This window comes from Acinetobacter sp. YH01009 (assembly GCF_013420765.1).
Lineage (GTDB): Bacteria > Pseudomonadota > Gammaproteobacteria > Pseudomonadales > Moraxellaceae > Acinetobacter > Acinetobacter amyesii.
In genome coordinates, this window is record NZ_VOYE01000021.1 from 22,522 (window position 1) to 48,407 (window position 25,886).

A 25,886-nucleotide genomic window follows, 5' to 3' on the forward strand; every position below is an offset into this window, starting at 1 on the left:
ATAATGCATGAGGATGTAATTAGTTTCAGGGTGCTAAGAAAGTGTAGCAACTTGCTACACTTTTTCGCTTTTTTGAATCAGCTGTTTTAAGAAATCTTCTAATTGTAAGAGACTGGCTTCGTCAATTTCCGAGATATTCAGAGAAACCTTAAGCTGTTTTTGATTCAGTTTGATATTCCCCGCAATCTTACCGGCATATTCAATTTTTCTGACCACGGATGTTGTGGTCAGTTTTTCTGGATTCTGACTCAATAGTTTTTCAGCATAAGTAGTAACTTTGCTTTGCTCGAGTTTTTTGTCTTTTAATTTTTCCCAAGCTCCGAGTAAGGCCACTTCGGCTTCAGAGAGTTGTTCAAGATGATCCGATAGAAATTTTTTGAATGCAGTTGCAGCAGTACGGCCTAGCAAGCCTGGTTCCACATCAAGGTCATTTAAAATTGCTTGCGGCAGTTTTTCGTATGCTAAATACTTGTACATATCTTCGCGATTTAAACCCAGTGAATTGGCTAAACGTTGCTTGTTTTTCTTTAATTTCTCATCAAGTGAGTTCAGGCCAATAAAAATCTCATAATCTGTCAGATCCTGACGCTTTAAATTCTCTGCCAGGGTTAACAAAGATGCTTCTACATTATTTGCATCAATTATAATGGCTTCAATCACAGACTTTCCGAGTAATTGATGTGCCCGTAAGCGTCGCTCGCCTGCAATCAGTTCATATTTCAGATTATCCAGTTTACGCACTGTAATGGGCTGCAAAAGGCCGATTTCATTAATAGAATCCGCCAGTTCTTTTAACTGTGACTCTTCAAATATTTTACGCGGCTGGTTTGGACTTCGGCTGATATCCTCAATAGGGACATTACGTCTAAACTCTTTCGGCTCTTTAATATTGTCTTTCTGTGCTTGCTGATGTTTTTCTGTATTCTGTTTCAGTTTCTGAGCTAAAAGCTCTTTGGTGCTTGCCATAATGCTCTCAGGTTTTAATTTTCACTACAATTTCATTGGCAAGGCTTTCAAAAGCCTTACGTACTTTTGAATTTTTTTCTACTTTCAAAAGTGGTTGTTGCAGAATCGCTGCTTGATTGACTTTAGTACTTTGAGGAATTGTGGTTTCTAAAATTTTACCTACCTGTTTCAAGGCTTCATCCCGAATCAGCTTACAGACATTCTGACGTTCATCATGCTTAATTAGTAAAGCGCCTAAAAGCTCTAAATCTGGATTAATACGTTTGATTTTTTCAAGATGATTTAAAAGATCTGTTACCCCATACAATCCATATTGTGATCCTGATTCGATAGGGATAATGACATGTGTTGAAGATGCCAAGGCATTGCTTGTTAATAATTTAAGGCTAGGTGGACAGTCGATCAATATAAAATCATAAAGATCTTTTAATAGTTTTAACTTGATATTTAACTCTTCAGAAGGACGGGGAGCTTCTTCTTTTAGTTGATCTTCAGTTTTTCCTAAATTTAAGGAACCATAAATTAATGATACTTTTTCAAAGTTCGTTTCTTCTTGTAATGCATCTGCCAACAACGAAATATCGCCCACTAGTAATTCTGCTGTAGTGACAGCAATTTCGCTTGGATGTTGGATCCCAATGTGTAAACTTGCGTTTGCTTGAGGATCTAAATCAATGACTAAAACTTTGTAGCCAAGATTGGCAAGTTCTGAGGCTAGGTGTACAACAGTCGTTGTTTTGCCACATCCGCCTTTATGGTTAGCAACAGTAATAATTTTTGCAGACATGCGTGTCAGATGCTTCCTTATTTCAATGTTTAGTAATATAAATAACTTTCATTCATCTTACTATAGTTTTTAAATTTATAAATCCTATTTATTCAGCTGTAAAACAACTTAAAAAATAAATTTTTAACTAAGCTAGCTTAATTAAAAATTAGAATAATTAGTTATTTAGCTAATTAATAATTAGGATCATATTTTTATTATATAAAACAAGTGCTTGTAACTTTAAAAGTGGAAGGTTTGTCACTATAAAGTGGAAGGTTTGTCACTATAAAGTGGAAGGTCTGTCACCGTAAAGTGGAAGGTCTGTCACTATAAAGTGGAAGGTTTGTCACTATAAAGTGGAAGGTCTGTCACTAGGGTGGAAGGTTTGTCACTACTATTTTTATAACTGCTATTTTTATTTAAAAATAATTTAAAAAACAAATATTTAAGCTGTTAATAAAGTCTCATAACTAAGCTTTAAAGGTGGAAAGATTGTCACTGTATCTTCTTAACCTGTGGATAATCTGTTTTTATTGGATATTTCCTGATGATTATATGTGCAGTTATACCTTTTAAATCTAACAAAAAGGTGGAAGCCTTGTCACATCAGGGTTTTTATCTGACTTAACCTAACTAGACCTGAATGAAAAAAGTAAAAATAGACCTTCTGAACTGTAATTTCGAGACTAAAGGTGGAAGGTCTGTCATCATGGGGTGGAAAGATTATAATTAATTCCACTTTAAGTGCAGGAAATCGGCTAAAATGCTTCTTTTTGATGACAAACTTTCCACTTTTAGAATATTGTGGTGAAAGTCTTGAAAGTTTTTCCACTTTTGTATATAAAAACTAAGTTAAATTATAAATATCACGGTTATGACAGAATCTGAACCATTGCAAGAAGAATCGAATTATATTCCTTACTGTATAGGCAACATTCGCCATAATGGCGTTGTCAGTACCAGTAACCGTTTAATTCGCCCAATCGAATTATCAGCCAATGAATATAAGGCACTTTTATATGCAATGGCGGTTGCGAATTATAGTGAGAAAAATAGGGTAGATGGTGAAATTACCGAACAAACTTATATTTATTTGTATAAGGATGATTTGGCAGATTTACTAGGATTAAATAAACGTAATTCAATTAATGTTGCAATAGATCGGATTTATAAAGAGCTTTCATCCCGGGTAGCTCATTTTATTATTGAGGAGCCAGCTGATAATGGTAAGAGAAAGACTAAAAAAGTACATTCTGTCGTTCCCATTATCCGTGAGTTAAGATGGGAAGATGATTCTAAAAATGCGATTCAGATTCGTTTTACCAGTGAGGTGTTGCCGTATTTCACTCAACTGGCTGGGGGTAATTTTACTACCTATCAGCTAAAACATCTTTTTGCCCTAGATTCTGTTGCCAGTATGAGTCTTTATACTTATTTCATTAAAAACGAATTTAAGTACGCCAATCAAAAGAGTTATGAAGTGCCATTACTTTTAGAAAACTTGAAAGCACTGATTGATATTAATGAAACCAAATATGATCGCTGGGTAGATTTTAGACGCTATGTATTAGACAAAATAGTGGCAGAAATTAACGAAAATACAGATCTACAGTTAGAGTATGAAACCGTTAAGAAAGGCCGTCCAATTGTAGGTGTGAATTTTAAACTGCATCATCGGATTGCTGATAAGGCACTGGATGAATTTGCAGTGATTGAAAAAATCTATCTTGATGTTCCATTTGAAGACAATGCATCCGTAAAAGAATTAGGGGCTAAATTCGATATGAATGTACGTTCTTGGTATATTTTTAATAATGATGAAAATTATCAGCAGTTCAAGAAGTGGTTTAAAAAAGTAGGATGCCTCACTGACTCTCAAGCAAATATTGTCATTAATGACACTTTATTCCAAATGGATTTTGCTGAAATTGGTATGGGGTTGAATGACTTTAAACGAAATATGAAGCATAAACTTAAAAGTAATCCGGAATTCGTCCATAGTATTCGTGAAAGACTGAATGATATTTTTGGTAAAGAGTTGATCTAGCGAAAAGTGTAGCAACTTGCTACACTTTTTAGATATATGTTCGTAAAGAATACAAGTGGTAAGGACCTTAGGATAAAAACGACTCTGTTGCATAAAGTGTGAAAATTGAGACTGAACCGTACCGGGTTTGTCGGAGACCAACTTTCTTGAGAGAATGTTCCAATGACAAAACCAAAATATACCCCTGAAATCAGAGAAAGAGCGGTTCAATTATTGATTGAATCTGAAAAAGATTATCCTTCTACTTGGGCTGCAATCACAGCTATTGCACCTAAGATTGGTTGTACTCCTGAAACATTGCGTGTTTGGTATTTAAAGCATATGGATCAACTAAATCCTGCCAAAGTACAACAGATATCTGACCAAGAAAAAATGAAGCAAATGGAACGTGAAATTAAAGAATTAAAACGTGCCAATGAAATTCTACGTAAAGCAGCCGCTTTTTTCGCCCAGGCGGAGCTCGACCGCCCACACAAATAATGGTGGATTTTATCCAGAACAATAAAGATCGATATGGTGTTGAAGCGATTTGTAGAATTTTACCGATTGCAGCTTCGACCTATTATCGGGCTTTAGATCTCGTTGATAACCCAGAACATCGAGCGAAACGTGCTCTGCATGATTTATATCATGCAGAGCAAATCAAACGTATTTGGAAAGAAAGTTTAGGTCGATATGGTGTGCGTAAGGTCTGGCAACAATTGAAACGTGAAGGTTATGTTATCGCACGTTGTACAGTTGCTCGATTGATGCAGAAGCTAGGTATACAAGGTGTTTGGCGTGGTAAGAATAAACAAACCACCCGTAGCCGAGATGATCAAAAACGAGCAGATGACTTAGTAAAACGCAATTTTAATGCAGATCATCCTGACCCTTGCGAAGCAATGCTTCTCAGGTCGCTGACTTCACGTATATTCAAACTCATTCAGGCTGGGTCTATACCGCCTTTATTATTGATGTGTTCTCGCGAGCAATTGTTGGATGGAAAGTATCAACACGTATGAATACAGATATGGTGCTCGATGCACTGGAGCAAGCATTGCATGATCGAGGCATGCCAAAGAACGTGATTCATCATAGTGACAGAGGCGTGCAATATCTTTCCATTCGTTATACCAATCGTTTAGAAGCAGCAAATTTACGAGCATCAGTCGGTACGACCGGTGATTCATACGATAATGCTTTGGCTGAAACGGTGAATGGCTTATACAAAACAGAGGTGATTGAATATTTAAAAGCGGATTGGCAAGGTTTAGCAGATGTACAACTTGCGACACTAAACTGGGTAGATTGGTTCAATAAAGAGCGTGTACACAGTGCACTGGGTTATGTATCACCTTTTGAGTTTGAAGCAATGTACTATGATAAGATTAACCCGTTAGGTCAGGTGGCCTAACTTAAATAAAAAAGTCTCCGACAAACCCGGTACGGTTCAGTTCACAAACTACATTACAGGTCAGTCTATTTTGACAGATGGTGGAATGGTTTACCGTTAACATCAATATAAGGAATACAAAATGAAAGCAGCTCGTTTTTATGACCGAGGGGATATTCGAATTGAAGATATCCCTGAACCGAAAGTACTTCCAGGCACAGTTGGAATTCAAGTTGCGTGGTGTGGTATTTGCGGTACGGATTTACATGAATTCATGGAAGGTCCTATTTTTATTCCACCTTGTGGTCACCCACACCCAATTTCGGGAGAATCTGCACCTGTAACAATGGGACATGAATTTTCAGGCGTGGTTTATGCAGTTGGAGAGGGTGTAGATGATATCCAAATTGGGCAACATGTCGTAGTTGAACCCTACATTATTGCTGACGATGTGCCGACTGGCCCCAATGATAAGTATCATTTATCAAAAAATATGAACTTTATTGGTTTAGGCGGACGCGGTGGTGGTCTTTCTGAAAAAATTGCAGTTCAGCGGCGTTGGGTACATCCTATTTCAAATGATATTCCTTTAGACCAAGCAGCATTGATAGAACCTTTATCTGTCGGTCATCATGCCTATGTCAGAAGTGGCGCAAAAGCTGGCGATATCGCACTGGTTGGTGGAGCAGGCCCAATAGGCTTACTTTTATCTGCTATTTTAAAGGCTAAAGGTCTCACGGTTATCATTACTGAACTGAGTGCAAAACGTAAAGAAAAAGCGATAGAAGCGGGTGTTGCCGATTATGTACTAGACCCATCTAAGGTTGATGTAGTTGCTGAGGTAATGAAAATTACAGAAGACCGCGGTGTAGATGTCGCTTTTGAATGTAGTAGTGTCAATAAAGTCATGGATACACTCGTTGCAGCAATGAAACCAACTGGTGTAGTCGTTATCGTTTCTATTTGGAGCCATCCTGCCACAATTAATGTGCATAGTGTGGTCATGAAAGAGCTCGATATTCGTGGAACGATTGCTTATGTCAATGACCATCAGGAAACCATCCGTTTAGTCGAGCAAGGTAAGATTAATCTAGAACCTTTTATTACCCAACGTATTGCATTAGATGATCTTGTTTCTAAAGGCTTTGAAACGCTGATTCATAATAATGAGTCTGCTGTAAAAATTATTGTTCATCCATAGTAAAGCCTAATTTGAATAAGCTAGAAATAAACTCTATGTAGCTATTTCTAATATCTTTATCGATAGAGAATGAGTCTGTACGTACAGATTCATTCTCAAATTTACAGTGTTGAGTGCCAGTATGATTTTGATCATAGAGCCTAGTAAAGATATAAGGCTTTGTTGCATAAATATGTAAGCATCTGATTTAAATAGATTTAATTTTAGATCAAAAAATAATCAAAACTTTTAAAATCATATAGTTATGAAATCTTTGTGCAACAAAGCCGTTGCAGGTGGAAAACAACACAGCGCTGGTGAGTTATTTTACGAACCGACCATTATTGCCGATGTAACTGCAGAGATGGATGTTGCAACTCAAGAAACTTTTGGACCATTAGCTGCAATTTTTAAGTTCGAAACTGAGCAACAAGCAATTGAGATGGCCAATGCCACAGAATTTGGTTTAGCTGCTTACTGCTACACACAAGATTTAGGTCGTGCGTGGCGCATGAGTGAACAACTCGAGTACGGTATGGTTGGAATTAATAAAGGCTTGATTTCAAATGAGGTTGCACCGTTTGGTGGAATTAAACAGTCAGGTTTAGGGCGCGAAGGCTCAAAATATGGCATTGAAGATTATCTCGAAATCAAATACACCTTATTTGGAGGATTAGGCTAATGAGTAATGAAAAATTTGAAAAAGGTTTAGCGATTCGTAAACAGGTGCTTGGCGAAGCTTATGTCAATAATTCGATCAACAATGCTGATGATTTTAACTTACCTTTACAGGAACTGGTCACGGAGTATTGTTGGGGGGCGGTCTGGGGACGTGAAGAACTGAGCAAACCTGAACGTAGTCTAATTAATCTGGCTATGATATCAGCCTTAAACCGTCCGCATGAATTGAAGCTACATGTTAAAGGAGCTTTACGTAATGGCGTGCCTAAAGACAAAATTCGAGAAGTACTCTTGCAAGTAGCAATTTACTGTGGCGTGCCAGCTGCTGTAGATAGTTTCCGTATTGCAAAAGAAGCAATTTTAGAATATGAACAGGAAAATATTTAAAAATTTTACCAATCAAAGGTTAAAATTATAACCGCATTATTAAATGCGGTTATTCTATTTGCGATTGAAACCTATGAATACTTTCAGCATAAGAAATATTGACAATTAAAGTGAGTAAATCATTACCATATATCAAAATTAATGAAAATTTTGCCACTTGATATCAATTTAACATAATCAATGTTATACGAAGTACAGCAACAACATTTGTAACTCCAAAATAGAAATGTCCGGTTTCTCCAAAGTAAAGAATACTCGCTTTTGCGATTATCGAAGCGTACGGTTTGATATGTTGGTGTTTATGTCGGATAAAGAACTTAAACGATTGTCGGTCTTGCAAGAAATCTGTGATCAACGCATCACCCAATCTCAGGCTGCTCAGCTACTTCACATTTCAGAACGCCAGATCAGACGCTTACTGAAAAAATATAAAGCTCAAGGTCCATCTGCATCAGCTCCTACTGCACATGGTCAAACCTGTAATTCCAAGCTCCTTTTAGACTCAAGTGGCTGAATCTAGTGCATGAAAAGCTGACCAGCATTCATGGATTCAATATTTTAACGAAAACACCGCATTCTTGGATGATTGCAGCTGACTTATTAACGGCTCATATCATGATTAATTTGAAGGACATGCTGATAAATGTAGTCTGCTAATGTTTATTGACGATGTTGCCTCAAACTATAGCAGCCGGTGAGATCAACTCACATGACTTGTTATTCCCATGTAGAAATATACTGGCTAACAAGCAAATAGAAAGATAATTAATATTATTTTATTAAAATAGGTATATAATAAGAATATTTAATATATTTTACTATTTTAATAAAGTTATGAGTAAATATTGTACCATTCAAATTTATCAGGATGACCAGTGGCTTGACTGTGCAATTGTTGAGTTGATGGGTGAAAATGAGCATGGTTGGCAAACACCAACTCGTACTTCATATTTATTTGAATATGCAATTTCTTATATGGACTTACATGATGGCCATGCACTCGCCTATCATTTTCCTGTGAATGTACAAAATAAAATTAATGAAACTTGGCCTGCTTTCTTAATGGATTTACTTCCACAGGGCTATGGTCGTAAAGAATTATTAAGACAACTAAATTACAGTGAAAATGCACAAGAACAAGCAGATTGGGCACTTTTAAAAGCTGGAGCTGGCAACCCGATTGGACATTTACGTATTAAAGAAGCTCATGAGTGGCTGCAAAGGAGCTTTCCGACTGATCAAAATATAGGCTTTAGCCTAAGTGAGATTATAGAACGAAAAGAGCACTTCATTGAATCGCTCGCCTCTTATGGCTTATTCATTGCCGGCTCTTCAGGTGTTCAAGGTGAATGGCCAAAGCTACTCCTCTCCCAAGGACATGATGACCTATTTTATTTAGATCACACACTTGCAGATCATCAGGTAAAAAAACATTGGTTAGTGAAGTTCAGTCGTGGTAGTGACGAAAGCCTGAATAAAATTTTAACTAATGAAGCACACTATATGAAAATTGCTCATTATTTGGGTTTACGCGTACATGAGGAATTACAATTACATGGTAAAACCCTGTTTATTCCAAGATTTGATCGCTACGTACAGGATGGAAAAGTCCAGCGTATTGCACAGGAAAGTCTTGCATCTCTAAGTGGAAAAGCTGGTTTTGGTATTAGGATGACTCATAATCAAATCTGTGAATTACTCACACAGTGTTGTAGTCATCCGAAAGAGGAGATCTTCGAATATCTTAAACGTGATTTGGCCAATGTTGCCTTAGGCAATAAAGATAATCATAGCCGCAATACAGCGATACAACGCTTGAATAATGGCATTATACAACTGACTCCACTCTACGATTTTGCACCGATGTGGTTACATCCTGATGGTATCGCACGAACGACTCGTTGGGAAAAAGATGATCATGGTGGTATGCCAATTTGGCGTTCAGTGATTGAACAAGTCACAGCGAAAACTGGTATTGAACATCATGAAATTCAGGCAGAGTTAGTCAAGCAATTACCCCTCTATCGAGGATTGATGGCCGAAATGAACAAATTGCAGATCTCTCAGGAGATTTTGCAAAATAGTCAGTACCGGATTGAAAATATATGCCAGCAGATTCAGGAGTTAGCACGTGGATAAGCGCTATAAACCTATGACGGCAATTGAGCAGTTAAGAAAGCGCCAAGAAATATTGGAGACGATTAATCAAAATCCTGACTGGCCATTTTACAAGGTTGCTCGTTATATCCGAACTGAGCTTCATTTGACTTTAAATGAAATGGCTAAAATCACAAAAATAGCACCCCAAACTTTGCAAAAAATGGAACAGCCCAATAGTAATCCGACTTTGGAATCTATGATGAAACTCCTAAGCACCTTTGGTTTAAAGATTGTTATTAGATATTGAGTTAAAAGTTATTAATTCAAAGGTAAGCATCCGGCTAACACAGCCTTACCAAGCGATCCTATAAGCCTTAATTTAGTTCCCACCTAAAAACAAGTGGGGACTTAATCCATGAACATGGATATATATTCAGCAACACCTCCTGTTGCTAAAAAACGGTAAGCGTCCGCTGAACACACCTTCTGAATTCATCCTATAAGCCTTAATTTAGTCCCCACTTAGAAACAAGTGGGGACTTAAATTTATGACTACAAATAATCAGACATCCATCGCATCTCTTGCGAAAAAACGAAGAACATACAGTGCTGAATTTAAACAGCAGATCGTTCAGGCTTGTAAAGCGTAAGCGTCCGCTGAACCCCATGCCTATTTTTTAATTTGAGTTGGATTTCCAGCGATGTGGCAGTAATTCTTCTATTTGGGTCGCTTTATGCGTCGGCAGCCTTTTCAGCACATCACTTAAATAGGCATACGGATCCAAGCCATTCAGCTTTGCTGACTGGATTAAAGTCATGATGTTTGCCGCTCGCTGACCACTGCGCAGCGAACCTGCAAACAGCCAGTTCTTGCGCCCTAAGGCCCAAGGTCGCATAAACCCTATTTACTCCAACGTGTAAACGCAGCTCATCCTGAATGGATTCCTGCTGTTGTGCTCTACCAGGAAATTTTAGGGTTGGGATATCCAGGAAAGATCAGGATCTTGAGGGAATATCTTGCAACATTAAAACCAGTTGCTCAACCGGAACCGATCATTCGTTTTGAAACCCAACCTGGCCAACAAATGCAAGTGGATTTCACCACGATTCGACGTAACAACACGACTTTAAAAGCTTTTGTCGCAACATTAGGGTATTCCAGAGCGACTTTCGTGAAATTTTATGATCATGAACGTACGGATGCATGGATCGATGGTCTAGAAAATGCATTTCAGTTTTTTGCAGGAGTACCTCAAGAAATCCTGTTTGATAACGCTAAAACGATCATGATTGAACGGGATGCCTATCAGGAGGGGCAGCATAAATGGAACCCCAAACTGCTCGACTGCGCCAAGAAATACAGCTTTCGTCCTCGCGTATGTAAGCCCTACCGTGCACAGACCAAAGGCAAAGTTGAACGCTTTAATGGATACCTCAAATCAAGCTTTATTGTGCCATTGAAAGCAAGCCTGAAGACTTCGGGTTTACTGTTAGATGTTGATGTCGCCAATGCCCACATTGGCCGGTGGCTGCATGAAACCGCCAATCAGCGGATTCATGCCACCACGCAAGAAAAACCGGCTGTTCGACTGCAACAGGAGCAGCAAAAATTTACGCCATTACCGCAATCAGATACAGGTTCTAGCACTGTACCTGTTGCAGCAGCACAGCATGTCATGCCCTACGAGAGTTTGCAGCATCCCTTATCGGTATATGACCAGTTGCTGGGAGTTTCCTGATGAATCTGCAATACGACCGTATAGAGCAGCTTTGCCAAAAGCTCAATCTGCCTGCCATCGCATCACAATGGTCACATCATGCACAACAAACATTAGGTCAAGATGGAAGTTATGCCGACTTTGTTGAAGCGATCTTGACGCATGAATATGCTGCCAAGCAACAGCGCAGTCAGCAGGTACTGATGAAACTCTCAGGCCTGCCTCAAGTCAAAACCCTGGAAGACTATGATTTTAATTATGCCCTAGGGGCCCCTAAATCACAGGTGATTGAACTGTTCAATCTGAGCTTTATTGCTAGAGCAGAAAATGTGGTGTTTCTGGGGGCTAGCGGAGTAGGAAAAACGCACTTATCTATGGCATTAGGCTATAAGGCCATCATGAACAACATTAAGATCAAGTTCATTACCGCAGCGGATTTAATGCTGCAACTGAGTACAGCCTATCAGCAAGGTAAATTGAAAACCTATATGCAGCGTGCGGTACTGGGACCAAAGTTACTGATTATCGATGAAATTGGTTATTTACCGTTTGGACGTGAAGAAGCGAATCTGTTCTTTAACGTGATTGCCAAGCGTTATGAAAAAGGCAGTACGATATTGACGAGTAACTTACCCTTTAGCCAATGGTCTAAGTCATTTGCGGATGATGTTACGTTGACCGCTGCGATGTTAGATCGGTTGCTGCATCACTGTCATGTGGTACAAATATCGGGTGAGAGTTATCGTTTAAAGGATAAAAAAAGAATTGGGATTCAGCCTCAGGTTGAAACTTAATACGAGATCAAAGGGGTCAATTTTACTTTGCCATTTGTAAGGTAAAAGGGGTCAATTTTAGAATGCCGTTGACAACATAACCTAGTGCACTATGTACACGCTCTTTATTGAACCAATCTACCCAATTTAGTGTCGCAAGTTGTACATCTGCTAAACCTTGCCAATCTGCTTTTAGATATTCAATCACCTCTGTTTTGTATAAGCCATTCACTGTTTCAGCCAAAGCATTATCGTATGAATCACCAGTCGTACCGACTGGAATTTTAAAAATTACCCAAGATAATCCTCCCTTAAAATGGGCATATATACCACTGCAGGATTTCACAATAAATTCTGATATTGATTGGAGTAAATCTATTGCTGAGATTGACCAACAACTTTATCAAAAATATAATTTGACACAGGATGAGATTGACTTCATTGAAAATAGAGCTAAAGCAATGGACTAGTCCAATTGTATAAAACTTAAGTACCCATTGAGGTAGCTTTTTTATTTAACATAAAATCTCTTATTCGAAATTCGACTATAAGCCCAACTTGATGTTGGGCTTTTTTAATACTTAAGCACTAAAAATGTTACTTTTTTGTTTAAAACTTATTTTATTTACTTTCAACAACTTAAACCAAAATATGCAACAGCATGCAACTTTTTTTTAAAAGTGCTTTTTTAAACTAAAAAATGAGTGCTACTTCTAGCAAAGATTTTTATTAAAAATCAGTGTTTTAAGTACCATTTTGCTACAGCTTTGATTTGAAAAAAAGAATCTAACTCTATAATTCAATTGGATTTATGGCATCCCGGAGGGGGCGTATGGTGTGTAAAAAAATCGGGCGTCTTTTTTCCCGATTTTAGGCGTCCCTCCCAAGGGAAAGTCTCCTGATAATTCAGCACACATCAAATTCCTTGAGGATTAAAAACCTGATGGATTATCAGCTAATTTTTGATTATCTGTCATTGGATGTATTCTCAAATATCCCAAGTTTTTAGAAAAAGCTTCTAGATTCTATATTTAGTTTAAGTGCTGAAAACAGTGTGATTATTTCACCATGAAAACAATTTAGAAACACTATGTTAGATGTTTTGTTGTAGGGAATACCCCTACAACATTAAGCTATTCTTTAAATATTCTGCTCGATATATTTGTGGTGGTCTAGAACACTACACATCATTTCATATTCTAGAGTTGGGAATTTAAGATTTACATCACTTAGAACATACTTCCAATCCAACTGATCTTTAAACTTTTCAACTAATTCAATAGACCATGGTAAAGATTTATTATCAACAAGCCCCCCATGATATTTAATTATGCATCCTCCCCCAAAAAAGGTTTTCCCACCCCAAAATAATCTATCTTTAAATTTCTGAATTAACTCAATAGACCATGGTAAAGCTTCATTATACGAAAGATGTTCCCAATCCCACTTATCTATATACTTTTGAATTAACTCAATTGACCATGGTAAAGCCCCATTATCAGTAAGGCCTTTTATATACATAGAAGATGGTAAACCCTTTATCCAAACACTCCCTCCAAAAAATAGTTTATCTTCATATTTTTCAATTAACTCAATTGACCATGGCAAGGCTTCATTACATGAAAGCCTCCCCCAATCCCATTTATCTTCATATTTTCTAATTAATTCAATTGACCATGGTAAGGCTTCATTACATGAAAGCCTCCCCCAATCCCATTTATATTCATATTTTCTAATTAGATCATTAGACCATGGTAAGGCTTCATTACATGAAAGCCTCCCCCAATCCCAATCATCCTCATATTTTTCAATTAGCTCATTAGACCATGGTAAATTTTCGTTTCGAGAAAGATAAATCCAATCCAATTTATATTTAAATTCTTCTATTAGCTCAATAGACCACACAAAAAGATCACTAAAAATAAATCTATTAAGCGTCTGTGTGTTCCAAATGATTTGATCTTGCAACCCATAAAGAAGCTCAATTGACCATGGCAGGGCTTCATTACATGAAAGCCTCTCCCAATGCCATTTATCTTCATATTTTCTAATTAATTCAATTGACCATGGCAAGGCTTCATTACCTGAAAGATTATACCAGTCCCACCGATCTTCATATTTTCTAATTAGATCATTAGACCATGGTAAGGCTTCATTATACGAAAGACAGTCCCAATCCCATTGATTTTTAAATTTTTCAATTAAATCTATCGACCATGGTAATGATTCATTAGATGAAAGATTCTCCCAATCCCATTGATCTTTATACTTTTCAATTAAATCTATCGACCATGGTATTGATTCACTATATGAAAGATATTCCCAATAAATTTTATCTTTGCACTTTTCAATTAATTCTGTAGTCCAAATTTCTTCTCTAACCCCATCAACAACATCCCAGTTCCATTTATCTTTATATTTTTCAATTAAATCTACCGACCATGGTAATGAGTCATTTTCTGCAAGAATATTCCAATCCCATTGATCTTTATACTTTTCAATTAATTCAATTGACCATGGTAATGATTCATTTTGTGAAAGCCTACGCCATTCCAACTTATCTTTATACTTTTCAATAAACTCGACAGACCACTGTAAAACTTCATTGCTTGATACTGCCGAGGCGGGCAATCTTTTCTTGTATTTTTCAATAAACTCAATAGACCATGGTAATGATTCATTTTGTGAAAGCTGTATCCAATTCCACTGAGCTTCATATTTTTCAATTAATTCATTAGTCCAATCTATCTGAGTATTTTTAGAAAAGTATGTATATACATATTCACTCTCAATGAACTTAAGTATATTTACGAATCTACTGGCATCATCTTCTTGAATTAAATTTAAGAGTAAAGAGGTTTGTTTTCTGCTTCTTTGGATCTGAGTTTGATTCAAAACACTAAGGGCGATCTCATTCTTACTCATAATTTTCTCCCTTTTTTAAATTATCTAAAGCAGCAAGCCAATATAACAATTCACTTTCAAGTCTTTCTCTTTTGCTTTTGAAAAATGCAATCCACTTTTCTTCATTCTCACCAATGCTCTGCATTGCAACCACTACATCATCTTGCTTTAAGTTCTTAAGAATATTTAAGTTGCTTTCAATTTTATATTTGATTTCCATTATTGCTGAACGCAAAAGTTCATTTTCTTTTAAGATACTTGCTTTCGTATGCGTAAAATTACCTTTCTGCAAGTTAGCGTAAATGATTTTTACTTGTGCTATATCATTATTGTCATAAGCATCTTTCAGTTTTATAAATATTTCACTAGCTTCTTCTTTTTGAGCTTCTGGTACTTTATCTGGATGACAAATGTTACAAGCCTTTTTAAACATAAGCTTTAACTCTTTTTCTGACATTTCATCCAGACTATCTACAATAGTTTGTCGTATTTCTTCATATTCTTCTGAATAATCCGTGAAGTCTTGCTCTGCTTGTTCTGCTTCCTCTTTTTTTGAATTAGCAGTTTCCTTATTATTATCTTTTTCGTCTGAAAGATATTTGTGATATTCAGCTTTAGCTCGTAAAATTTCCTTTGTTATATCGCCTAATATTTCAAACTGTCTGCGATTAAATAATATTAAATTACGCTCAATATCAGACTGTTCATTAGTTATTGCTTCAAGTCGGAGTTCGAGAATTTTTAATTCAAATTTTAATTCTAGAATTTCGTTATCTTCACTTACTATCACTGCTGTAAAATTTTTAAGATAGTTAGCGATCTCCTCAACAGCTTGCTGATATTCTCCTTGTTCTAGACAACGACATATCCCCCCTAAAGAGTATGTTTGAATAACAGGTTTTAATTTACCTACTTGTACTGCTATATTTTCAACTTCATCAAGTAAAATACTATTTTTGATTATTTCTAATCTTGTTTTTACTGCATTTGGTGATATAGCGATCTCAAAGCTAGATGAAGATGGATTAAGTAGTTTTTCAAAAATATCTAAATAATCCTGACAAATTTGAACATTCCCCTCAATCACGGTAATGTTTTCTTCATTTTTTCGTGCTTGGTTTGTCCAATTGTAAGAGCCAGTGATCACCACACTTCCATCAATCACACAAAATTTGTGATGCATCTTATTAAATTTTTCAACGTCTAAAAATTCAACCTGACAACCATAGTTCTTTAACCTAATAAAGTTAAGCTTGCCTTGACCACAATTTATTTGATCATTGATTAATATTATTTTTATATCTATACCTTGTTGTGCTTTCTTACACAATTCATTAAATAACTCTGGATCTGTAAACCAAGCAACAGCAACTCGTATTTCTTTTTCAGCAGAGCGCAAATTGGCAATAATAATTTTATGTATATCTTCAAAATATGCCTTAACCCTCAAGAAACCACCTCTTTTTAAATATCTATATTAATCACCAATAAGATGCTTATTTTGCTATGTATCACTACTCAATACTAGGAAAAACTCTCACACAACCCAATTTACGAGCATCAGTCGGTACTACTGGTGATTCATACGATAATGCTTTGGCTGAAACAGTGAATGGCTTATACAAAACAGAGGTGATTGAATATCTAAAAGCAGATTGGCAAGGTTTAGCAGATGTACAACTTGCGACACTAAACTGGGTAGATTGGTTCAATAAAAAGCGTGTACACAGTGCACTGGGTTATGTATCGCCTTTTGAGTTTGAAGCAATGTACTATGATAAGATTAACCCGTTAGGTCAGGTGGCCTAACTTAAATAAAAAAGTCTCCGACAAACCCGGTACGGTTCAGTTCAGATAAGCAGGTGCTGTCTTTTAAATCTTTGTGCAACAAAGCCCTAGCGGAGTAGGAAAAACGCACTTATCTATGGCATTAGGCTATAAGGCCATCATGAACAACATTAAGATCAAGTTCATTACCGCCGCCGATCTCATGCTGCAACTGAGTACAGCCTATCAGCAAGGTAAATTGAAAACCTATATGCAGCGTGCGGTACTGGGACCAAAGTTACTGATTATCGATGAAATTGGTTATTTACCGTTTGGACGTGAAGAAGCGAATCTGTTCTTTAACGTGATTGCCAAGCGTTATGAAAAAGGCAGTACGATATTGACGAGTAACTTACCCTTTAGCCAGTGGTCTAAGTCATTTGCGGATGATGTTACGTTGACCGCTGCGATGTTAGATCGGTTGCTGCATCACTGTCATGTGGTACAAATATCGGGTGAGAGTTATCGTTTGAAGGATAAAAAAAGAATTGGGATTCAGCCCCAGGTTGAAATTTAATACGAGATCAAAGGGGTCAATTTTACTTTGCCATTTGAAAGGTAAAAGGGGTCAATTTTAGAATGCCGTTGACATGGTCAACGCATCTACCACATTGATGATCTTAAAGAAGCCATTTCCTTGTATGTTATGGATGCGGTTAGCAGACTGAGAGATGATAATTTGTTGTGTGGTTGTCTGATTGGTTTCGTTCAATCAAACCCATTTGATAGCTCAAAGCCCTTCTACAACAAGTCTTTATCATTAGCTTTACCAGAACCTACCGACAACTTATTAGTGCTCTCTAAACTCGCTACAACGATGATTGATGGCCTGTATGCAAAGGATATAGCATTCAAGAAATGCGGCGTGATTCTGACGTGTCTCGAACCAAAGGAAAACCATGTGTATGACATGTTCACTGATATGAAACACATCGAAGTCAGCAATGCCTTGATGGATTCCCTTGAAGCGATTCATCTTAAGTATGGCAAAACCAAGATTGCCTTGGGCGCGAGTTTAATGCCGAACAGAACATGGAATATGTCACGAGATCGGCTAACACAGAACTACTTTAAGTGGGATCAACTGCTAACAATTAAAGATTAATCCTTAAAGCTTTCATTCAATGCTTGTTGTACTGCATCAATGCGTTGCTTACAGTTTTTATAAGCTGCCATGGATTCTTCAACAACTTTCATCAGGTTATCAATGTCCGGCTCCTCTTGAGACTCTAGAAGCTCAGCATTCTTCTTTAAGATGTCATAGCCTTCTTTAAATGTTAGTTGTTGTTCACTCATTTGGTTTCACCTGTAAAACTTGTGTATTGATTAAACCATCATGTAATTGAATCGCCAAAGTTTGATCCTTGGCTTGATGAATGGATGTTATAGCCTTCCCTCCACTACGAACGATGGCATAACCTCTAGCCAATACATTTGTAGGGTTTTGGATCAGCGTCATTCGCATCAGCGTTTCCACATTAAGCGTTGCTCGTTTCAATTGTTGCTGAGCAAAGTAATGGACATTCGTCTTCACTTGGTCAGCTTGTTTGCTGGCTTGATTAAGTTGTGCCTGAGCCATAGATTTGGTGATTTGCATTAACTGATCATTTTGGCTTTGGTACGCTTGGATCTGCTGCTGAGAGTACAGTTGGATGGATTGAATGAAAACCTTGACCTCATCTACACGTTCAGCAATATGGTTTCTAATACCGCCAATCACTTTACTTGGTGTATCAAAAGATCGATGTGCAATTTCATCGAGAATGGTCTTATCTCGTTCATGTCCAATACCAACCCAAATAGGTACTGATCGTTTGCAAAGCAAAGCAGCTAGATCGTAATCATTCAAGTAAGCCAAATCATTGACAGCACCACCACCACGAATGATGACAATCAAGTCAGGAGGTGTTTTGTATTCATTGGCCCACTGTCTTAATCCTTGGCTTAAAGAAGCAATTATACTTGCTGCTGCTGTATTACCTTGAAATGTTGCTGAGTGATAGATGAATTCACAGACCCCTGCTTTATACAGAATATCAGCATCCTTTCTAAAGTCTCCTAATCCTGCAGCTTGTTCAGGTGCAATGACGAGAACCTTGTTCATGTCAAATGGTGTAGGGAGTTTCTTATTCTTGTCAATCAAGCCATCTTCTGTGAGTTGCTTTACGATCTGTTGGTAACGTCTCGCAAGATCACCGAGCGTAAAGCTTGAATCAATGTCTTCAATGTTTACTGAGAACCCATATTGTGGGCTAAAGCTGGCTTTGACTTTAATCAGAATATTCAGGTCCTTTGACAGCTCCATTCCACTTTCGTTCTGAAACTTGTACAGAAGCTTAGCTGCAGTGGACTTCCAAATGGTTCCTTTACAAGATGCAATGACTTTATCAGTGCCCTCTTCTTTTTCAGCAAGTTCTAGGTAGCAGTGACCACTCTTGGTGTTCAGGCTTCTAATTTCAGCTTTAACCCATACAGGATCACCAAAGGCAATCTTTACGATCTCTTGAACTGTTTCGAGGTATTCACTGAGGGAAAGCTGTTGATCAGGCATACTTAGTTTTTATGAATTGTAATTGTCAAAGACTATAGAAAGTTTGGCTTATAGGCAAACACCTATAGGTTATGATAATAATGCCACTTCATGTATCGCAAGTCATGCCGGTTAGGACCAAAAAAGTGGCTAACATTTCAACTAAAGGTCTTCAATGGCTACTCGAATCCTGCCTTGTTGTGCACGAGATTCGACAAGCTGATTCAGCCCTGCATCTTCTCCTCGGTTCATTACTCGATACACAGTAGCTACCCCACAACCAACAGCTTTCGCAATTTCCTGCTTAGTCATGTTATTTGTAGCAAGCAACTCCTTGATTCTTTTGTGCTTGGCTTCATTTGGTTTCTTACCTGATGGTTTGTACCCTGAACGCTCTAAGCCTTGCTTGATCCTTTCTATACGTTTCTCGTTATCCAAACGAGCCATAGTAGCAAGTAGATCAATCAGCATATTGTTGATGAGATCTAGTATCGAACTTGTAATACTGTCATTGGTTTGGATTAGTTGATGAGTAGTCGGAAGGTCAGCAACAACTAAGCGAAGCCCCTTCTCTTGGATTCTACGCTTAAGCTCTTGGAAGTCTGCTTGGCTTAGACGGGACAGATGATCAACGCTTTCTACCAATAACGTGTCGCCTTGGTTTGCTTCTGTGAGCAACCTGTTTAGTTCAGGACGATCCAACTTCGTCCCTGAGAAATTCTCAATATAGGTAACCGATTCACCTAACTTGAGCCTTTGGTTTAAGTCATCTAATTGGTTTAGTGCTCTCTGTGCATCTTGATCTTTGGTTGAAGCTCTTAAGTAGATTCTAGTCGTCATGGTTTATCATTTGAGATAATTGAATATACTACAATGATATAGCTATCATTAAATCAACATAACAACTCTAATGATATTTCGTTGTAACTAACTGTTTCCTTATCATTCGGGTATACTCTTTTGATAAAAAAAGCATAACTAAAAGCCATGCCTTGGGAATTCGTATAACGTGTATTATGTTAATTTTAGGGAAACTTAATTCTATAGGTGATACCAATGGACAAAAAGATAGAAGAGAAAACTAAAGATATTAATGAAAAAATTCAAAAATTGGATTTAGCTATCCAAGAACTAATAGAAACTACAGACAATTTTTTTATTAATGATAAGTACTATGGAATTGAATGTGCTTTTATTTTAGACCATGCACTAAATATTAAAATGCACTTTTTCAACAAGTATCCAGCATTTGCACCACCTCACTTACGAGGAGTAGAAAATTATGATCGAATTATACATATTAGAGAAAATAATCCTGAAGATAAGCTAGAACAAATTTCTCCTCTTAAAGACTAAATTTTCTAATCGCGTACTTAGAAGCCCCTATTATTTAACATAATGGCTGTTATACGAGATGAAAAAACCTAGGCACTGGCCTAGGTGTTAAATTAAAAAAATACATAAAAATTAAGGCTATAGTCTCAATTTTTCAACTTCGTATAACGTGTATTATGTTAATTTTAGAAGATCTATACAATTCTGTACTTTTTCACAATCATAGAAAAAGCAAATAAAATACTTATCCAAAATAAATAATCAATAAAAAAATTGAGAAAAACAAATTGATCCATGCCGATGAAAATAAATAAAGGATTGATACTTATACTTCCGACTGGAGAGGTTTCACCATCTATAAGGAACTGGAGAGGAAATCCCCCAGCTATGACTTTAACTTTTTCAAGCTTATCTACAACTATGCGAGCAACTAATATATTTTTTTGATAAAGCAAAGATACGTAAGTCAAAATAATCGCTAAAAAATTAAAATATAATATTTTTTTCATAACTATTCTTTATCTTTTAAGTTAATTAAAAACAGCCAATAACATAAGCCAGGAAATAGAGCCAGAAAGCTAGCCCATGTATTGGTATACATCTTCCACCAATCTTCAGCAATCTTTCCAGTATGCCCCCATCCTAAAAGAATAAAAAATGGAGTAGCAATAATTAGAGAGGTAATACAGATGGTTAATAAATTAAGACTGTTATAACGATTTAAAAGAATTGAGAATATGTAGCTAAAAGGCACAGTCAAAATACAATAAGCCAAGTAAATAAGACCGTGTCCTACAAGAACTACGAAAATCGAGTATAGGCTGTATTCGTGATTCACTGCGATAAACAGGACTGTTGTTAAAAAAAGTAAAGGTAAAGGAGCAAGTAAGAGTGCTTTTACTATTTGTTCATTTGAGTATTTCACTAATTTAATTCTCTTATCTACTCAATAAATAATAATACTATAACGATTTTATTGGAGGTTTTTTGATTCTATTTAACATAATGGCGGTTATACGAATTGAACGTGTAACTCCAAAATAGAAATGTCCGGTTTCTCCAAAGTAAAAATGTCCGCTTTTAGAATATGCACTTTTGCAATTTCGTTAGCGGACGGTTTGATATGTTGGTGTCTATGTCGGATAAAGAACTTAAACGATTGTCGGTCGTGCAGGAAATCTGCGATCAACGCATAACTCAATCCCAGGCTGCTCAGCTACTTCATATTTCAGAACGTCAGATCAGACGCTTACTGCAGAAATACAAAGCTCAAGGTCCCGCTGCATTAGCCCATGCCGGTCGTGGCCAAATCAGCAATTCCAAACTTCCTGAAGAACTCAGACTCAAGTGCCTCAATATTGTTTCTGACCAACTCCATGGTTTCGGACCCACTTTAGCGCATGAAAAGCTCACCACCGTACATGGATTCGATCTTTCAGTAGAAACCCTGCGTTCCTGGATGATTGCAGCTGACTTATGGATTCCTCGATCCAAGCGCCTGAAACGCCCGTATCAGCCTCGTTACAACCGGGATTGCTTTGGTGAACTGATCCAAATTGATGGCTCATATCATGACTGGTTTGAAGGACGCGCTGCTAAATGCTGTCTGCTGGTGTTTATCGATGATGCTACAGGAAAATTGCAGCATTTACGCTTCTGTGAATCAGAATCAGCCTTTGATTATATGATTTCAACACGCTTGTATGTTGAGCAGCATGGTAAGCCGTTGGCATTTTACAGCGACAAACATTCAGTCTTCAGGGTGAATCAAAGCAGCAAGAAAGACACCAAGATTACCCAGTTTGGACGCGTACTCAGTACCCTGAATATCGATATCATCTTCGCCAATTCACCACAGGCCAAAGGCCGTGTGGAACGTGCCAACAGAACCCTTCAGGATCGTCTGATCAAGGAGATGCGTCTGGAAGGTATCAGCTCGATTGAGCAAGCTAATGCCTGGCTACCCTGCTTCATTGAGCAGTTCAATCAGAAGTTCGCCAAGATGGCTTTTAATCCTAAGGATCTACATCGGCCTATCACTGAAACAGCCGAAGAATTAGATGATATTTTTACTTGGCGTGAACCCCGCAGAGTCACGAATAGCCTGACGATTACTTATGATAAATGCGTATATCTCCTGGAAAACACCGAAGAAAATCAAAGGTTGATCGGTAAGTATCTTGAGTTCCTGGAATACCCGGATGGTACAGTCGCGATTGAATATCAGGGAAGAAAAATCAATTACAGCATCTTCGATAAATTAAGTCAGCTTAACCAGCGAGAGATTGTTGAGAATAAACGTTTAGGTGCAGTTCTCAATCATATTCAACAACAGCATGAAGAATTGGAACAGCAAAACAAACGTAATCGTTCTCAATCTATGCCAAGCAGACGTGCACAGAAGACAGTAATCAAAGAACGAAATCTGAATCCTGTGCTTGACTTGGAATTGTCCATATAGGACATTTCTATTTGGTTATTAGGTAGGACATTTCTACTTAGGAATAACAGAACGTAAGCGTCCGCTGAACCCCATGCCTATTTTTTAATTCGGTTCAGGTTTCCAGCGGTGTGGTAGCAATTCTTCAATCTGAGTCACTTTATGTGTCGGCAACCTTTTCAGCACATCACTTAAATAGGCATTTAATCCTGAGAACTAAGAATTATCATTTAAAAATACCACAAAGTAGTATAAAATAAACTACTACAAGGTAGTATGAATGCAATCAATGTATACAATATGTGAGACTCCATTATTTACTAAATACTGTCTTGTTTATTGGACTCAGGAAGAATATGAGGAATTCAAAACATTCTTAGCATTAAATCCTGAAGCAGGAGATGTAGAGCCTAATGCAGGTGGTATTCGTAAGATTAGATGGACTAGCGGTGGTAGAGGTAAAAGTGGTGGTGTCAGAGTCATCTACTTTAATCGTTTAGCAAATGGAGAGATTTGGTTATTAACCTTGTACAGTAAAAAGCAAACTGTACAGCTTAGTAAGAAGACTCTTCAAGCATTAGTGGAGAAACTAAATGACTCGTTTAATGACTGAAAAAGAACTTGAGGCTTTTGAAGCAACTAGGGATATTGAAGCTGAAATATTACAAGGCATCGACGATATGCTTACTAGTAATGCAGCGAAAAGAACCGTAATCACTGAGACAGATGTAGCGTTAGCTCGTAGAAAGGCTCAACTAACACAAGATCAGTTTGCTAAGATTCTTGGCGTATCAAGACGTACTCTTGAATCATGGGAACAAGGTGCGAGAAGACCATCAGGAGCAGCAACATCCCTTATTCGATTATTTATTGTTGATCCAAAATTTGTAAAAGAGAGTCTGGCTTAATTTAGACAGCTCTCTACTATATTTATTTAAGGTTTTTTATGAAGCACTTAGGATTTGTGGGAAAAAGTACTGAATATTTAGGGTATACCCATATTGAAATTATCAATAGCTCATTACGCTTATCTTTCAATATTCCATCAACAAAAGATCTAGAAGAAACCTTTAAAAAGATAGTCGAAAATAACTATGATTTACTCATGGAAACATCAGCAGAAATCGAGTTCGAATTAGAAAGTGAAACGCTAGCAAAGATAGAAACCATCATAAAAGAAAAAGGGATTGAACTTGATGAGTTTGTTCAAAATGCGCTGATTAAACTTATCAACCAAAATGAATTGGCTAAGACTGATTAGACCTTAAATGCAGACAATAAAAAACCCCAGCATCCTGCCGGGGTTTCTCATATTGGGTTGCTAGGTATGACTCCTGTCTTACCTCACGCTCCTGGTGCGATCTTTCTTATTCTTGTTGTTTGGAACTTCCTGTTCCTGATGAGTTCATCATAGGAAAATTCCACTGTTCCTGGTAGCCGCAAAGAGCCGAGATTGTTGTGCGCCAGGGCGTACAAAATAGCCTAAATTTTATCCACAGCCATTGGGGATAGTTTCGGATCCTGAAAGCCGATGAAATGGGCACTGATTGCCAAATTGATCGTTTTTTAATCAAATTTACTGGCAAAATATTACAGATCTGCTTAAAAACTCACCAACTTATTACAAAAGCCGATTTTTTGCTTTTTCTTAGTCATGGCTAAATTTTCAAGTGATTGATATTTATATTAATATACAAGTGTATTGCGTATAACCACCATTATGTTAAATAGGGAATTCAAAGCTCTTTCTAAGAGTTGGTATAGTGGTAATACTTATTGAGTGCGTAAAAGAATTAGATTAATAAAATACTCAAAAGAAAAATAGTAAAAGGGAACTTACAGAAAATAAGTTACCGGCTCTTAAAATTATATTTAAACAAAGAAGCCCAACTAAATGATTGGGCTTCCTCATATCTAACTTTACCTTATGATTTTCATCAGTGTACTGCAAGAATTTAGACTACTTGTTGACTTGAACACCTTTAAAAATCAATTTCTCTTTTTTTTGTGTTTCTATAAGCAGTTGTGCCTGCCCCTTACGAGATTGAAGATATAATGTGGGAGCATTCACCAGAATATCTATCATCGTACTTTCACGTAAGTTGATATCATCAGGACAGCCCATCATTGTGGCAACAATTGGTTGTTCAGCATATAAATGATTGCCCTTAAAATGAATACCAATCGAATTTATATTACAAAACAAATTCCCAATATACAGCATCTTTTCTGCAAATTTTAGCGTGATAGGTTGGTCAGGTTTTGAAGCCAGAAATAATGAATCTATACGTTCACTATTAGCATTTGTTGCCTCGATTAATTCCCAAGAAAATTGCGCCAAGGTCTGCTCACTAAAGGACATCACTTGTAATTCTTGTATCTTGGACTGATCGGCTGATGAAGGCTTATGACAAGCGCTCAAAAGTCCAACGACGAACATCAGTATAAATATTCTAGTCATCGTTATTGTCCGTATAATAATGAGTAACCCTCTTTATAGAGTTCATCAGTAGACATATAGGTCATATATCCATTAGGTTTGGCGGCACCTCCGCAATACCCCTGACCTTTCATGGAAGAACTCCATGTGCCTTGATAAGTTGCAGTAGATAATAACCCTGCCGCCACACTTCCAATAAAGATTGGACCACCACTATCGCCACCCCAACAATCCAACGTTGGACCTGAAACTTTTACCCATGTTGCATTACACACACCTGCCCCTGATGGCACTGTTGCAAAGTTAGCGATGAGGCAGCCTTTTGTCTTATTCAAAGGCCTTACATTTCAAAAACTCTGCTTACCAGGCGCATTTCGCCCAGGGGATCACCATAATAAAATGCTGAGGCCTGGC

General features: G+C 37.3%; 21 protein-coding genes, 11 pseudogenes and 1 other annotated feature. Of the genes and pseudogenes, 18 read left to right on the forward strand and 14 right to left on the reverse strand.

Annotated features, from left to right (window positions below):
• Window positions 1-54: 54 nt before the first annotated feature.
• Window positions 55-966 carry a ParB/RepB/Spo0J family partition protein gene (locus tag FTT76_RS15880; RefSeq protein ID WP_119879449.1) on the reverse strand — a complete coding sequence of 304 codons (912 nt, stop codon included), beginning with the start codon at window positions 964-966 and terminating at the stop codon, window positions 55-57.
• 7 nt (window positions 967-973) lie between these two features.
• A complete protein-coding gene (locus tag FTT76_RS15885; protein ID WP_179990956.1) occupies window positions 974-1,753 on the reverse strand; it encodes a ParA family protein in 780 nt (259 codons plus the stop codon).
• A gap of 856 nt (window positions 1,754-2,609) precedes the next feature.
• On the opposite strand from FTT76_RS15885, the gene FTT76_RS15890 reads away from it, so the two are divergent.
• From FTT76_RS15890 to FTT76_RS15925, 8 genes and pseudogenes are all read left to right on the forward strand, one after another.
• Window positions 2,610-3,782, forward strand: a complete 1,173-nt coding sequence (locus FTT76_RS15890; RefSeq protein ID WP_127800989.1) for a replication initiation protein — start codon at window positions 2,610-2,612, stop codon at window positions 3,780-3,782.
• A gap of 162 nt (window positions 3,783-3,944) precedes the next feature.
• A pseudogene (locus FTT76_RS15895) lies at window positions 3,945-5,178 on the forward strand (IS3 family transposase).
• Window positions 4,220-4,336: a sequence feature (AL1L pseudoknot), on the forward strand. Its footprint overlaps the pseudogene before it by 117 nt.
• 121 nt (window positions 5,179-5,299) lie before the next feature.
• Entirely contained in the window at window positions 5,300-6,358 is a 1,059-nt protein-coding gene (locus tag FTT76_RS15900) for a 2,3-butanediol dehydrogenase (protein ID WP_004281883.1), read from the forward strand.
• 262 nt (window positions 6,359-6,620) lie between these two features.
• Window positions 6,621-7,019 (forward strand): annotated as a pseudogene (locus FTT76_RS15905) (aldehyde dehydrogenase family protein); the annotation flags it as partial.
• Complete coding sequence (locus FTT76_RS15910) at window positions 7,019-7,405, forward strand: carboxymuconolactone decarboxylase family protein (protein ID WP_177155611.1); 387 nt, start codon at window positions 7,019-7,021, stop codon at window positions 7,403-7,405. The pseudogene FTT76_RS15905 and the gene FTT76_RS15910, both read left to right, overlap by 1 nt.
• Before the next feature lie 301 nt (window positions 7,406-7,706).
• Window positions 7,707-8,025: pseudogene (locus FTT76_RS15915) on the forward strand (helix-turn-helix domain-containing protein); the annotation flags it as partial.
• 214 nt (window positions 8,026-8,239) lie between these two features.
• A complete protein-coding gene (locus FTT76_RS15920) occupies window positions 8,240-9,544 on the forward strand; it encodes a type II toxin-antitoxin system HipA family toxin (RefSeq protein WP_180004308.1) in 1,305 nt (434 codons plus the stop codon).
• Complete coding sequence (locus tag FTT76_RS15925) at window positions 9,537-9,812, forward strand: helix-turn-helix domain-containing protein (protein WP_016658816.1); 276 nt, start codon at window positions 9,537-9,539, stop codon at window positions 9,810-9,812. The genes FTT76_RS15920 and FTT76_RS15925 overlap by 8 nt, the downstream gene beginning before the upstream one ends.
• A 370-nt stretch (window positions 9,813-10,182) precedes the next feature.
• Here FTT76_RS15925 and FTT76_RS15935 read toward each other — a convergent pair.
• Window positions 10,183-10,401 (reverse strand): annotated as a pseudogene (locus tag FTT76_RS15935) (IS66 family transposase); the annotation flags it as partial.
• On the opposite strand from FTT76_RS15935, the pseudogene istA reads away from it, so the two are divergent.
• Together istA and istB (FTT76_RS15945) are read left to right on the forward strand one after the other, a co-directional pair.
• Window positions 10,399-11,244, forward strand: a pseudogene (istA, locus tag FTT76_RS15940) (IS21-like element ISAba8 family transposase); the annotation flags it as partial. The pseudogenes FTT76_RS15935 and istA sit on opposite strands and share 3 nt — an antisense overlap.
• Window positions 11,244-12,017, forward strand: a complete 774-nt coding sequence (gene istB, locus FTT76_RS15945; RefSeq protein ID WP_180004306.1) for an IS21-like element ISAba8 family helper ATPase IstB — start codon at window positions 11,244-11,246, stop codon at window positions 12,015-12,017. The pseudogene istA and the gene istB (FTT76_RS15945), both read left to right, overlap by 1 nt.
• A 22-nt stretch (window positions 12,018-12,039) precedes the next feature.
• On the opposite strand, the pseudogene FTT76_RS15950 reads toward istB (FTT76_RS15945), so the two are convergent.
• From FTT76_RS15950 to FTT76_RS15960, 3 genes and pseudogenes are all read right to left on the reverse strand, one after another.
• Window positions 12,040-12,273, reverse strand: a pseudogene (locus tag FTT76_RS15950) (integrase core domain-containing protein); the annotation flags it as partial.
• Window positions 12,274-13,136: 863 nt separating this feature from the next.
• Window positions 13,137-14,921, reverse strand: coding sequence for a hypothetical protein (locus FTT76_RS15955; RefSeq protein ID WP_180190629.1), 1,785 nt, complete (start codon window positions 14,919-14,921; stop codon window positions 13,137-13,139).
• On the reverse strand, window positions 14,914-16,350 hold the full coding sequence (locus FTT76_RS15960; protein WP_174763292.1) for a phospholipase D-like domain-containing protein: 1,437 nt from the start codon (window positions 16,348-16,350) through the stop codon (window positions 14,914-14,916). Before FTT76_RS15960 ends, FTT76_RS15955 begins: the two co-directional genes overlap by 8 nt.
• Window positions 16,351-16,436: 86 nt before the next feature.
• Here FTT76_RS15960 and FTT76_RS15965 point away from each other — a divergent pair.
• The 3 pseudogenes from FTT76_RS15965 to FTT76_RS15975 all read left to right on the forward strand — a co-directional run.
• Window positions 16,437-16,709: pseudogene (locus tag FTT76_RS15965) on the forward strand (integrase core domain-containing protein); the annotation flags it as partial.
• Window positions 16,710-16,794: 85 nt separating this feature from the next.
• Window positions 16,795-17,244, forward strand: a pseudogene (istB, locus tag FTT76_RS15970) (IS21-like element ISAba8 family helper ATPase IstB); the annotation flags it as partial.
• A gap of 75 nt (window positions 17,245-17,319) precedes the next feature.
• Window positions 17,320-17,832 (forward strand): annotated as a pseudogene (locus FTT76_RS15975) (DUF4113 domain-containing protein); the annotation flags it as partial.
• On the opposite strand, the gene xseB reads toward FTT76_RS15975, so the two are convergent.
• From xseB to FTT76_RS15990, 3 genes and pseudogenes are all read right to left on the reverse strand, one after another.
• Window positions 17,829-18,023, reverse strand: a complete 195-nt coding sequence (gene xseB, locus FTT76_RS15980; RefSeq protein ID WP_004644823.1) for an exodeoxyribonuclease VII small subunit — start codon at window positions 18,021-18,023, stop codon at window positions 17,829-17,831. The pseudogene FTT76_RS15975 and the gene xseB sit on opposite strands and share 4 nt — an antisense overlap.
• A complete protein-coding gene (gene xseA, locus FTT76_RS15985; protein WP_180004301.1) occupies window positions 18,016-19,278 on the reverse strand; it encodes an exodeoxyribonuclease VII large subunit in 1,263 nt (420 codons plus the stop codon). The genes xseB and xseA overlap by 8 nt, the downstream gene beginning before the upstream one ends.
• Window positions 19,279-19,509: 231 nt before the next feature.
• Window positions 19,510-20,097: pseudogene (locus FTT76_RS15990) on the reverse strand (recombinase family protein); the annotation flags it as partial.
• A 216-nt stretch (window positions 20,098-20,313) separates the two neighbouring features.
• Here FTT76_RS15990 and FTT76_RS15995 point away from each other — a divergent pair.
• Window positions 20,314-20,613 carry a hypothetical protein gene (locus FTT76_RS15995; protein WP_000358348.1) on the forward strand — a complete coding sequence of 100 codons (300 nt, stop codon included), beginning with the start codon at window positions 20,314-20,316 and terminating at the stop codon, window positions 20,611-20,613.
• A 173-nt stretch (window positions 20,614-20,786) separates the two neighbouring features.
• Here FTT76_RS15995 and FTT76_RS16000 read toward each other — a convergent pair whose 3' ends face one another.
• Window positions 20,787-21,101 carry a hypothetical protein gene (locus FTT76_RS16000; protein WP_070155405.1) on the reverse strand — a complete coding sequence of 105 codons (315 nt, stop codon included), beginning with the start codon at window positions 21,099-21,101 and terminating at the stop codon, window positions 20,787-20,789.
• 2 nt (window positions 21,102-21,103) lie between these two features.
• Window positions 21,104-21,517 (reverse strand): hypothetical protein, encoded by a 414-nt coding sequence (locus FTT76_RS16005; protein WP_070155403.1) that lies wholly within the window; start codon window positions 21,515-21,517, stop codon window positions 21,104-21,106.
• 210 nt (window positions 21,518-21,727) lie between these two features.
• On the opposite strand from FTT76_RS16005, the gene FTT76_RS16010 reads away from it, so the two are divergent.
• Window positions 21,728-23,053, forward strand: coding sequence for an ISNCY family transposase (locus FTT76_RS16010; protein WP_180025629.1), 1,326 nt, complete (start codon window positions 21,728-21,730; stop codon window positions 23,051-23,053).
• Between the two features lie 84 nt (window positions 23,054-23,137).
• Here the strand turns inward: FTT76_RS16010 and FTT76_RS16015 are convergent.
• A pseudogene (locus tag FTT76_RS16015) lies at window positions 23,138-23,233 on the reverse strand (transposase domain-containing protein); the annotation flags it as partial.
• An 88-nt stretch (window positions 23,234-23,321) separates the two neighbouring features.
• On the opposite strand from FTT76_RS16015, the gene FTT76_RS16020 reads away from it, so the two are divergent.
• The 3 genes from FTT76_RS16020 to FTT76_RS16030 are packed head-to-tail and all read left to right on the forward strand — an operon-like array spanning window position 23,322 to window position 24,293.
• Window positions 23,322-23,645 (forward strand): transcriptional regulator, encoded by a 324-nt coding sequence (locus FTT76_RS16020; RefSeq protein WP_104505828.1) that lies wholly within the window; start codon window positions 23,322-23,324, stop codon window positions 23,643-23,645.
• Window positions 23,626-23,940 (forward strand): DNA-binding transcriptional regulator, encoded by a 315-nt coding sequence (locus tag FTT76_RS16025; RefSeq protein ID WP_104505827.1) that lies wholly within the window; start codon window positions 23,626-23,628, stop codon window positions 23,938-23,940. Before FTT76_RS16020 ends, FTT76_RS16025 begins: the two co-directional genes overlap by 20 nt.
• Before the next feature lie 38 nt (window positions 23,941-23,978).
• The gene (locus FTT76_RS16030; protein ID WP_104505826.1) at window positions 23,979-24,293 is read left to right on the forward strand and encodes a hypothetical protein; all 315 of its coding nucleotides are present in this window, start codon (window positions 23,979-23,981) and stop codon (window positions 24,291-24,293) included.
• Between the two features lie 699 nt (window positions 24,294-24,992).
• Here the strand turns inward: FTT76_RS16030 and FTT76_RS16035 are convergent.
• A complete protein-coding gene (locus FTT76_RS16035; RefSeq protein ID WP_074163995.1) occupies window positions 24,993-25,493 on the reverse strand; it encodes an META domain-containing protein in 501 nt (166 codons plus the stop codon).
• 2 nt (window positions 25,494-25,495) lie between these two features.
• Window positions 25,496-25,765 (reverse strand): hypothetical protein, encoded by a 270-nt coding sequence (locus FTT76_RS16040; RefSeq protein ID WP_180190630.1) that lies wholly within the window; start codon window positions 25,763-25,765, stop codon window positions 25,496-25,498.
• Window positions 25,766-25,886 lie beyond the last annotated feature (121 nt).

Coding starts and splice junctions, on each gene's coding strand:
- FTT76_RS16020 (WP_104505828.1), top strand. CDS start 23,322: ATGTATACAATATGTGAGACTCCATTATTTACTAAATACTGTCTTGTT.
- FTT76_RS15910 (WP_177155611.1), top strand. CDS start 7,019: ATGAGTAATGAAAAATTTGAAAAAGGTTTAGCGATTCGTAAACAGGTG.
- FTT76_RS16000 (WP_070155405.1), bottom strand. CDS start 21,101: ATGAAAAAAATATTATATTTTAATTTTTTAGCGATTATTTTGACTTAC.
- FTT76_RS16030 (WP_104505826.1), top strand. CDS start 23,979: ATGAAGCACTTAGGATTTGTGGGAAAAAGTACTGAATATTTAGGGTAT.
- FTT76_RS15900 (WP_004281883.1), top strand. CDS start 5,300: ATGAAAGCAGCTCGTTTTTATGACCGAGGGGATATTCGAATTGAAGAT.
- xseA (WP_180004301.1), bottom strand. CDS start 19,278: ATGCCTGATCAACAGCTTTCCCTCAGTGAATACCTCGAAACAGTTCAA.
- FTT76_RS15890 (WP_127800989.1), top strand. CDS start 2,610: ATGACAGAATCTGAACCATTGCAAGAAGAATCGAATTATATTCCTTAC.
- xseB (WP_004644823.1), bottom strand. CDS start 18,023: ATGAGTGAACAACAACTAACATTTAAAGAAGGCTATGACATCTTAAAG.
- FTT76_RS15955 (WP_180190629.1), bottom strand. CDS start 14,921: ATGAGTAAGAATGAGATCGCCCTTAGTGTTTTGAATCAAACTCAGATC.
- FTT76_RS16010 (WP_180025629.1), top strand. CDS start 21,728: ATGTCGGATAAAGAACTTAAACGATTGTCGGTCGTGCAGGAAATCTGC.
- FTT76_RS16035 (WP_074163995.1), bottom strand. CDS start 25,493: ATGACTAGAATATTTATACTGATGTTCGTCGTTGGACTTTTGAGCGCT.
- FTT76_RS15995 (WP_000358348.1), top strand. CDS start 20,314: ATGGACAAAAAGATAGAAGAGAAAACTAAAGATATTAATGAAAAAATT.
- FTT76_RS16025 (WP_104505827.1), top strand. CDS start 23,626: ATGACTCGTTTAATGACTGAAAAAGAACTTGAGGCTTTTGAAGCAACT.
- FTT76_RS15920 (WP_180004308.1), top strand. CDS start 8,240: ATGAGTAAATATTGTACCATTCAAATTTATCAGGATGACCAGTGGCTT.
- FTT76_RS15880 (WP_119879449.1), bottom strand. CDS start 966: ATGGCAAGCACCAAAGAGCTTTTAGCTCAGAAACTGAAACAGAATACA.
- FTT76_RS15885 (WP_179990956.1), bottom strand. CDS start 1,753: ATGTCTGCAAAAATTATTACTGTTGCTAACCATAAAGGCGGATGTGGC.
- istB (WP_180004306.1), top strand. CDS start 11,244: ATGAATCTGCAATACGACCGTATAGAGCAGCTTTGCCAAAAGCTCAAT.